Source organism: Nonomuraea sp. SBT364, assembly GCF_001083785.1.
GTDB lineage: Bacteria > Actinomycetota > Actinomycetes > Streptosporangiales > Streptosporangiaceae > Nonomuraea.
On record NZ_LAVL01000114.1, the window covers coordinates 21,577 to 27,837 of the forward strand.

The window sequence follows — 6,261 nt, forward strand, 5'->3', positions numbered from 1 at the left end:
GGGCCCCGGGCCTACCAGGCCACCTCCAGCGACGTCAGCCCGTACACGATGTGGAAGGTGCGGAACCGCGGCTCCTGGCCGGTCACGCGCAGGCCGGGGAAGCGCCGCAGCAGCGCCGGGAAGGCGATGCGCATCTCCATCCTGGCCAGCGGCGCGCCGAGACAGTGGTGGACGCCGTGGCCGAAGGCGACGTGGCCGGGCTCGCCACGGGTGATGTCGAGGAGGTCGGCGTCGGGCAGCAGCGCCGGGTCGCGGTTGGCGGCCGGCAGCGCGCAGGCGACGAGCTCGCCGGGCCCGATCGTGTGACCGCCCAGCTCGACCTCGGTGGTGGTGAACTTGAACGTGCCGGAGTGCACGATGCTGAGCCAGCGCAGCAGCTCCTCCACGGCGGCGTCGATCCGCTCCGGCTCCTTGCGCAGCAGCTCCAGCTGGCCGGGGTGGCGCAGCAGGGCGAGCGTGCCGAGGGAGAGCATGTTGGAGGTCGTCTCGTGCCCGGCCAGCAGGAGCAGGGTGCCGATGCCGCAGAGCTCGGAGTCGGTGAGGTCGTCGCCGTGCTCGCGCACCAGCATGCCGAGCAGTTCCTCGCCCGGCTCGGCCCGGTTGCGGGCGACGAGTTCGGCCATGTAGGCGCGCGACTCCAGCTGCGCCGCGACGCGCTCGTGGCCGGGGACGGACATGTCGAGCATGCGGCCGGTGCGGTGCTGGAAGCTCTCCCGGTCGTCGTACGGCACGCCGAGCAGCTCGCAGATCACCAGCGACGGGATCGGCAGCGCGAACGCGGGCACCAGGTCGGCGGGCGAGCCGGCGCGCTCCATCGCGTCGAGGTGGTCCTCGACGATGCGGCTGATCCTCGGCTCCAGCCGGCGCATCCGGCGCAGCGTGAACTCGCCCGTCAGCATGCGGCGCAGCCGGGTGTGCTCGGGCGGGTCGAGGCCGAGCAGGTTGCCGGCGCGGGTCTCGGCCAGTTGCTCGGCCGTCAGCTTCGGCGAGCCGGGCAGCTCGGTGATGCCGCGCCGGGCGAGACTGAACCGTTCGGCGTCGCCCAGCACGGCGCGCACGTCGGCGTGGCGGGTGACGAGCCAGGCGTCGCCGCCGAACGGTGTCGTGACACGGCCCACCCTCTGCTCATCGCGGAAGGCGCCCAGCTCGGGGGCCGGATCCAACTCCGTGCGCCGCATGTAGAGCGGCAGCTCCATTGAGGACACGTCCCCCACTCTGGTACATCGGGCCGATCACCGCCAGAGGCGTCACCGGCCAGGCTTTTCCATGCGCATGCCGTCACGATCATCGTTATGGGAACGAAGCCTGCGCTTTTCCCGTCTTCGCGGTGGATCATGCGAATCTTTGCGGCGAACGATCCGACCTGACTGGGAGACCCTTGGTGGTTGGCAACCTCGACAACGACCGCGTTCACGAGGCTTTTGCGGAGCAGGTGCGGCGCACCCCCGATCGCATCGCCGTGGTGGCGGGCACGACCCGTGTGACGTACGAAGAGCTCGACGCCCGTGCCGGGCGGATCGCCGGGGAGTTACGCGCCCGCGGCGCGGGACCCGGCGACTCCGTGGGCGTCTGCCTGGACCGGGACGACTGGCTGATCGCCGCCCTGCTGGGCGTGTGGAAGGCGGGGGCGGCGTACGTGCCGCTCGACCCGGCCTACCCGGCCGACCGGCTGGAGTTCATCGCCGCCGACGCGGGCATGGCCCAGCTGATCACCTCGGAGCCGGTGGCGCGGCGGCAGGAGGCGGTGCTGCGCGCCTCGGGAGCCGAGGCGCTGCTGGTCGAGTCGGTGCTGGTCGAGCCGGTGCCCGTGGACGTCCCGTTCGCGCCGGTGGACGGCGGCCCGTCGGACGCCGCGTACGTGATCTACACCTCGGGGTCGACCGGGCGGCCCAAGGGCGTGGTCATCGAGCACGGCAACGCCATGGCGCTGCTGCGCCACGAGGCCACGTGTTACGCCGGGGAGCTGGGCGGGATGCTGTTCGCCACCTCGGTGTGCTTCGACCCGTCGGTCACGCAGATGTTCCTGCCGCTGGTCTGCGGCGGCACCGTGATCGTGGCCGACAACCTGCTGGCGCTGTCGGCGCTGCCCGCCCGCGACGAGGTGACGACCGTGTACGGCGCGCCGTCGGCGCTGGTCGCGCTGCTGAGCGAGCCGCTGCCCGCCGGGGTGCGGATGGTGATCGCCGGCGGCGAGCCGTTCACCAGGGCGCTGGCCGATCGCATCTACGCCAACCCCGGCGTACGCCGGATCGTAAACGTATACGGCCCGACGGAGTGCACGGTGACGTGCACGTCCTCCGAGGTGTACCGCGACGGCGAGGGTGAACCGCCCATCGGCACCGCGTACGCCGGCTCGCTGCTGAGCGTGCGCGACGCCGCCGGTCGGCCGCTGCCGGACGGCGAGGTCGGCGAGCTGTGGGTGGCCGGGCCGCTGGTCGGCCGCGGCTACCTGAACCGGCCCGAGCTCACCGCCGAGCGGTTCGTCACCGGCGACGACGGCGTACGGCACTACCGCACCGGCGACCTGGTCCGCCGCGAGGACGGCGTGTGCCACTACGCGGGCCGCAACGACGACCAGGTCAAGGTGGCCGGGTTCCGGGTCGAGCTGGGCGAGGTGCAGGGCACGCTGGCCCGGTACCCGGGCGTCAACCACGCGGTCGTGCTCACCCGGACCGACGTGCGCGACGTGCGCCGCCTCGTGGCCTACGTCGAGCCCGCCCCCGGGGCGGAGCCCGCCGAGTCCGCGCTGCGGGAGTGGATGCGGGAGCGGCTGCCCGACTACATGGTGCCGTCCCGGATCGCGATCATGGAGCGGATCCCGCTCGGCCCCACCGGCAAGGTGGACCGGGCGGCGCTGCCCGCACTGGAGTTCGCCCCCGAGCTCGGCCCGTACGCCGAGCCCCGCGACGACGTCGAGCGGCGGCTGGCCGGGATCGTCGGTGAGGTGCTGGGCGTCGAGCGGGTCGGGATCCACCACCACTTCATCGACCTGGGCGGCCACTCGCTGGCGGCGGCCCGGATCTGCGCCGTCATCGAACGCGAGCTGGGCGCCCGGGTGGCGCTGACCACGTTCCTGGGACGGCCGACGATCGCCGAGCTCGCCCCGCTGGTGCAGCCCGGCGAGACGGCACGCGGCCCCCGGCTGTCCCGGCACGCCGGCCGCGACCGCTACCCGCTCACCGCCGCCCAGCACGGCATGTGGCTGCTGCGCGAGGTGAGCCGGACGGCCAACGCCACCACGCTCGCCTTCCGGCTGCGCCTGACCGGGCTGGAGTCGGCCGGACCGGTGCGGGCCGCGCTGGACGCGCTCGTCCGCGAGCACGAGGTGCTGCGTTCGGTGACCGTCATCGGCGCGGACGGCGAGCCGGTGGCCGAGGTGCGGCCGCCCGCGCCGGTGCCGCTGGAGGAGCACCCCTGGGCCCCCGGCCTGGCCGAACGGCTCGCGGTGCACGGCTTCGACCTGTCCGCCGACGTGCCGCTGCTGCGGGCCGCCCTGCTGTGGCTGGACGAGCGGACCGCGGAGCTGATCGTCGTCACCGACCACACCGCCTACGACGGCTGGTCCAACGCCACGCTCATGGCCGCGCTGACCGGGACCGTGGCCGCGCAGCCCGTCCAGGTGGGCGACGTGGCGCTGCTGGAGCGCGAGCTGGCCGCCGACCCCGACCGGACCGAACGGCTGCGCGCCTTCTGGGCCGGGGAACTGGCCGGGGCCGCTCCCCCGTACGACCTGTCGGCCCGCGCGCGATCCGGGCCGAGCAGGTTCCGCGGCACGCGGCTGGTGCGCGTGGTGCCGCCCGCGACCGCCGCCCGCGTGGGCGAGCTGGCCGCCTCGACCGGCACCACGCCGTTCGCGGTCTACTTCACCGTGCTCGGGCTGCTCGTCGCCGCCCAGACCGACCGGCCCGACGTGCTGCTCGGCGCGGCCGTCGCCGACCGCGCACACCCCGACCTGGAAGGGCTCGTCGGACCGCTGGTCGACGTGCTTCCGGTACGGCTCCGCCTAGACGGTGAGCTCTCGGTACGGCGTGCCGTCACGCAGGCGGCGGCCGCCACGGCCCGCTCGCTCGACCACATGGGGTTGCCCCCCGGCGAGCGGCTGGCCGTCTCCGGCATCGAACGGCCGCGCGGCACGATGCTCACGCCCGTCGTCATGTCGTACCAGCCGCCGGCCGTGCCGGTGCGGCTCGCGGGCGGCGGCGTCGAGGCCGAGCTGCTCGGCGAGCTGAGCGGCGGCGGCGCGCAGGCGCCGTACACCCTGTTCGTCAACACGACGGCCGACGGGGTGGAGATCCAGATCGAGTACGACGTGGACCTGTTCGAGCGGGCGGAGGCGGAGGCGTTCTCGGACCGGCTGATGCGGCTGCTGGAGGCGGCGGTGGCCGGGCCGGACCTGCCGCTGTCGGCGTTCGAGCTGGTCACCGGCGAGGAGCGGGCGGCGCTGCTGCGGTGGGGCACCGGCGCGCCGCTGCCCCCGGCCGGGCACCCGACCGTGGTCCACGAGGTGCTGGAACGGGCCCGCCGGCATCCCGCCCGGGTGGCGGTCGACGACGGGACGGCCTCGCTCACCTACGAGGAGCTGGCGCGGACGTCGGGGCGCGTCGCCGAGGCGCTGACGCGCGCGTTCGCCGCATCCGACCGGCCCGCCGGGGAGGGCGGCGCCGTGGTGGGGGTGTGCCTGCCGCGGGACCGGTGGCTGCCGGCCGCGCTCGTGGGCGTGGCACGGGCGGGGGCGGCGTACGTGCCGCTGGAGCCCGGCCATCCGGCGGAGCGGCTGCGCCGCCAGCTCGCCGACTCGGGCGCGCGCGTGGTCCTGGCCGCCGGCGACACCGTCGCGGTGGCGCGCGGCCTGGCCGGGTCCACCGGCGCGACCGTGCTGGACCTGGCGGACCTGCCGGACCTGGCGGACGCCCCCGGCACCCGGGCGGTCGCCGCGACGCCGGACGGGACGGCGTACGTGCTCTACACCTCCGGCTCCACCGGCCGCCCCAAGGGCGTCGAGGTGACGCACCGGAACCTGACCTCGTTCGTCGAGGCGATGCGGGCCGTACCGGGCGTGCGCGAGGACGACGTGATGCTCGGCCTGACGCCGTTCTCGTTCGACGTGTTCGGCTTCGACCTGTGGGTGAGCCTGGGCAACGGGCTGCGGCTCGAACTGCTCGACCGGGACTCCGCCCTCGACGGGCACGCGGTGGCGCGGCGGATCGGGGATCGCGGGGTGACGCTGCTCACCGCGACGCCGACGACGCTGCGCATGCTGGTCGCCGCCGGGTGGGCCGGCGGGGACCGGGTGCGGGTGGTGAGCATCGGCGAGGTGCTCGACCCGGTGCTCGCCGGTGAGCTGGCGGCCCGTGTCGGTGAGCTGTGGAACTCCTACGGCCCCACCGAGACCACCGTCTACTCCACGATGACCAGGATCGAGCGGATCACCGGTGACAGCGTGTCCATCGGCGGGCCGCTGCCCGGGGAGCGGGCCTACGTGCTCGACCAGGCCGGGCGGCTGGTGCCACCGGGGGTGCCCGGGGAGCTGTGGATCGGCGGCGCCGGGGTGGCCCGGGGCTACCGGGGGCTGCCGTCGGCGGCGTTCACGGACGATCCGCTCGCACCGGGCGAACGGCGTTACCGCACCGGCGACCTGGCGCGATGGCGGGACGACGGGACCCTGGACTTCCTCGGCCGCCGCGACCACCAGGTGAAGGTGCGCGGGCACCGCATCGAACTGGGCGAGATCGAGGCGGCCCTGCGCGAGCTGGTGGCGGACGCGGTGGTCGCCGTGCACGCGGACCACCTGGTCGGCTACCTGGTCGGCGGGGACGCCCCCGCGGTCGAGGCGGCGCTGCGCGAGCGGCTGCCCGACTACCTGGTGCCCCGGCAGTGGGTGGCGCTCGACGCCCTGCCCACCACGTCGTCGGGCAAGGTGGACCGGGCCGGGCTGCCCAAGCCGGACCTCGCCGCCGCCCGGGCCGTCGTCCCGCCGGGCAGCGAGGCGGAGCTGCTGGTGGCCGAGGTGTGGCAGGCGGTGCTCGGGGTCATGGCGGCCGGGGTGCACGACGACTTCTTCGCCCTGGGCGGCCACTCGCTGGCGGCCATGCTCGTGGCCGGGCGGCTGCGGGAGGCCCTGGGCATGGAGGTGCCGGTGCGGCTCCTGTTCGAGCGCCCGGTGCTGGGCGCGTTCGCGGCGGGCCTGGAGGAGTTGCTGGCAGCGGACCTGGAGGCGACCCCGTGACCGAACAGACCACCACCCGCCCCCCGGAAGACCTC

2 protein-coding genes are annotated in these 6,261 nt (G+C 75.0%); one reads left to right on the forward strand and one right to left on the reverse strand.

What is annotated here, in order from left to right; translation table 11 throughout:
• Positions 1-11 precede the first annotated feature (11 nt).
• Positions 12-1,196 carry a cytochrome P450 gene (locus ADY59_RS34150; protein ID WP_049571185.1) on the reverse strand — a complete coding sequence of 395 codons (1,185 nt, stop codon included), beginning with the start codon at positions 1,194-1,196 and terminating at the stop codon, positions 12-14.
• Positions 1,197-1,381: 185 nt separating this feature from the next.
• Between ADY59_RS34150 and ADY59_RS34155 the strand changes: the two genes are divergently transcribed.
• Positions 1,382-6,226: a non-ribosomal peptide synthetase gene (locus tag ADY59_RS34155; RefSeq protein WP_197093986.1), complete on the forward strand. Its 4,845-nt coding sequence runs from the start codon at positions 1,382-1,384 to the stop codon at positions 6,224-6,226.
• Positions 6,227-6,261 lie beyond the last annotated feature (35 nt).

What these genes read in the sequence shown, in the direction of transcription:
- ADY59_RS34150 (WP_049571185.1), bottom strand. Translation starts at nt 1,196, where the DNA reads ATGGAGCTGCCGCTCTACATGCGGCGCACGGAGTTGGATCCGGCCCCC.